A 3527-nucleotide genomic window follows, 5' to 3' on the forward strand; every position below is an offset into this window, starting at 1 on the left:
TTTAACATGTTCTGACTCTTATAGCAGCAAAGGCAGCTGAAATTCCATAAAGCCGGCGGCTCCTACACGATTTCTGGAAAGGCATGTTTCAGGCTAGCTTTATCCTTCAGGCTACTTTCCTGCTATCTGCTTTGTGACGTTGACAGGACGCAGCTGCAGTACTCCACCGGCTTTCCCGTCAGCTTTGATAACCCCCACTAGCCTACCTCTTCCCCTGAATGATGCCTTCCAGGGCACCATTCAGGTAATGGATCCCGGCACACTAGAGGAGCTGTGCTGGAAAGGCAATTTCATCTATAACAGATCTTATGTTAAGTAGGGGTGTTTAACTCTGCTAGTGCTTCAGCAACGCCCGCCCCTTCTCCGATATCATATTAAGCCACATTCCAACAGTGGGTTGTTATAACTCCTTACGTTTCGGGTATTGTAGGTCAAACTCAACCCTTGTTCAAGTATCTCTCTGCGCTTTGCCGGTTTAGCAGCGTAAATCAATACCCGCAGATGCTCTACATTTAAATATGCTAACAGCTCCTTCACTTAGTCACTAACTTGGTCACCAACTTAGTCACCAGCTTGGTCGCTAACTTAGTCGGAAACGACTAAGCTGCCCTTTGAAAGGCTGTATGGCAGAATATTTATTTTAAAAGGTGCGGGCATAATCGGTTCGGAGAGTCGGCGCAGGATAAATATTGCTTTTCAAGTCATGCTTTAAGCTATCACGGGAATAATAGTAATCTAACTTAACCATGGTTACTTACCAAAAGAGAGCGAAGCTAGCCTCAATTTCCTCTAGTTCTTTAGCACTCAAGGCTGCAAACGCTCTCTCTTTTGCTCTATTAAAAAGTCTGTGATTCACTTTGCTAAACAAACTGCTCATCTCATTCTACTGGATGCGGTCTGCTTTACGGAACAAGTCGAAAGGCAGGTGCCATCAGGTCCTGATCCGCCTTTGGGATGTTGTGTTTGCCTGCTATGCTTCTCCACTTACCGACAGCTTCCTTGATCTGTTGCTGTATCGCTGCCGCCTGCTTGTCGGAGAGACGGTAATAGTCCGCCGTGGCTAGAGCCAACTCCGGATCCAGTGCGTTGTCCTCTTCGGTAATGTTAAGCTTTAGTCCTGCTCCGGTCTCCACAGGATTCAGGTCATAGGCAGGCGAGAGCCGCCATCCCAAGGGCGTGAGAATAAACCCATGGTTGCGCAGGTGGTCGTCTGTGTTGCTTACGTAGATGCTAAACAAGATTCGTCGCCAGAGCTCTTCCAGGTCTTTTTCCGGCGCTGCGCCCTGCCTGGAGATGAACTCAGCCAACTCCAGGTAGCTTACCCCATCCTGGTAGTCGATGCCGTCATGATAACCCAGCAGCGTCATGGCAGACGCAAAGTGAATCCGCTCCCCTTTCTCCGTACGGTCAAAGCGCTTGGTCAGGAAAGTATGCTGTCTGGAGGCATAGCGCTCTACCCTGGCCTCTGCCATGCTAATACCCGCCATCATGGCAAGCTCCTGCACCACCATCTCCCATGCCCCCATATCCCGACTGTCATTGCGGCTCGGGAACTTGGCAATCCACAGCCTTCCCTTCTCGTCCGTCACGCCCGCCTTGGGCCTGGCCCCTCCCAGCGAGGAACCAGGCGCCACCAGCAGGCTGAGCCATTTAAGGTATTCCTCGTCCTGGCTGATGTCATCCTCCTCCAGCTTCTGGCTGGCATAGGCCAGCTCCCGCAAGGCCGTCCAGGGCGGTGTGGCCATTTCGCGGTTGTCATTCAGGAAAGGGCCATCGAGCGATAGTTTAAAGCGCAGTGCCCCCATGCGGTGGCCGTCGTATACTCCCAGCAGGTAGTCGCTCTCCAGCAGGCGTTGCTCCGGCCGCCCTTCCTTGCGAGCCATTGCCGCTTCGAGCCTGCGCATCAGCACCCTGCCCCACCGGTCCGGAGATGAATCCAGAAACACACCAAAGTTATTTTTCTCCTCTCCTGCCAGGTACTGCGGTCCTGAGTAGAGCTGCAGGTCAGGGTCCAACACCTGCGCGTACACACTGCTTAGCCAGGCTTTCTCATATTCAAAGGAGAACACTTCCTTGCCCCGTACCACACTGGCCTGTAGGGTACCCATCCACTGGCACTCTCCCAGCTCGGCCCAGTCGGCGTACACATATATAGTTTTGGTTATCTTGTGCTTTGCCATCCTCTTTTAGGTATCGCTTGAATGTTTAGGAGCCCTTTCTCGCACCGACAGCTCGGCGTCCTGCAGCTTGCGGCCGAGCTTATCGTCCCGCCCCACTTGCGCCAGGTCTTTTTCCAAGCCCAGCACCGCCAGCACCTTAAGATAGTTCCCCATGGCCACCGTGGGCTCCCCTTTCTCAATCTGGCTCAGCGTAGGCCGGGAAATGGCCGCGCGTTCGGCCACCTGCTCAGTACTGAGTTTGCGCCGCAGCCGGGCCAGCTTAATGTTTCCCCCCAGCTCAGCTAATAGCCGTTGCCAGTATGGGTATAAAGGTCTTGGTTTGGCCATAATGTAAACTATAGTTTTCAAATATACATCTTTTTGTAAGTTATAGATTACATTACGTGAAATAAAATATTTTGCAAATGCTGTACCGCTAAAGTGTTTAGCAGGGTATTTGTCAAGTTTTATAACCGAAAAACTTGACAAAGCAAGGCAAGTGCGCCTGCCTGTTTAAAGAAAAGCTTTATCCGACTTTTATCCGACATTGGGGCAGGTTATCCGACATAGGATGTAAAGTAGGGACAGCTAAAATCAAATAACCTATGTACAGAAAGTGGCTCAGTTCGCTAAGCGCTTTTCAAAGGATTGTTCAAGGAAAGAAGAGACTTGCTGTCTATTTGCCCAGAGCACTACCGGAGCATCGACCTTCCACTCCAGGCTCTGTGCCGCAGGCAAATACTAACGCCCAAAAGCCCTTTGTTTCAATATCTTATTACTTTAGCTCGTAGAGCAACATATATTGCCTCGTTTTATGTAGGGGAAGAGTTAAGCCACAGCTTTATCATTTCTGAGGCCTGTATGGAGGCCTCAGCTCCAGTGAGGGGATGGGAAGTGAAATATTCTTTAACCTCTTTACAGAAATCGTCTATGAAGCAGAACACTTCTACCACCTTGACAGTATCTATGATAAAGTGCATAAGGCTAAGGATTTAGGTGAAACATCGGACAATATTTCTACCTAATCCTTAGCCTTTTTTGTTGCACAATCACCTGATTTGAAGCGGGTTAATTCCCGAGTTCACGTTAGTTTAAGGCTTATAGCTGCCTGATGGTTTGCCCTGCTACCTTTACCAGCAGTTATACCTGCTCCCTCTGCTGCGGTATCAACGAGCCACAACCTTATTCCTACTTATCGCTAACTTGGCAACCCTACTTCAGTATGTCTTTTGCTTTAGGGAGGGTCAGCAGCGCCCACTCCCGGTGCATTGTACCGGAGTAGTGCAGGCCGTCGCCGGCTACGTAGGAAGGGTCAGAGGCTGCTTCTCTTGTTAAAGGAGTTATATCGATAAAGGTGACGCCTGCATT

The 3527-nt window shown here is 50.2% G+C and carries 2 protein-coding genes; both read right to left on the minus strand.

The window, feature by feature from the left end:
* Positions 1 to 902 precede the first annotated feature (902 nt).
* Positions 903 to 2180, minus strand: coding sequence for a type II toxin-antitoxin system HipA family toxin (locus E1919_RS26950; protein WP_162056498.1), 1278 nt, complete (start codon positions 2178 to 2180; stop codon positions 903 to 905).
* Between the two features lie 6 nt (positions 2181 to 2186).
* A complete protein-coding gene (locus E1919_RS26955) occupies positions 2187 to 2528 on the minus strand; it encodes a helix-turn-helix domain-containing protein (protein ID WP_237144892.1) in 342 nt (113 codons plus the stop codon).
* Positions 2529 to 3527: the final 999 nt, after the last annotated feature.

This window comes from Pontibacter pamirensis, from assembly GCF_010015475.1.
GTDB lineage: Bacteria > Bacteroidota > Bacteroidia > Cytophagales > Hymenobacteraceae > Pontibacter > Pontibacter pamirensis.

Coding starts and splice junctions, on each gene's coding strand:
- E1919_RS26950 (WP_162056498.1), bottom strand. CDS start 2,180: ATGGCAAAGCACAAGATAACCAAAACTATATATGTGTACGCCGACTGG.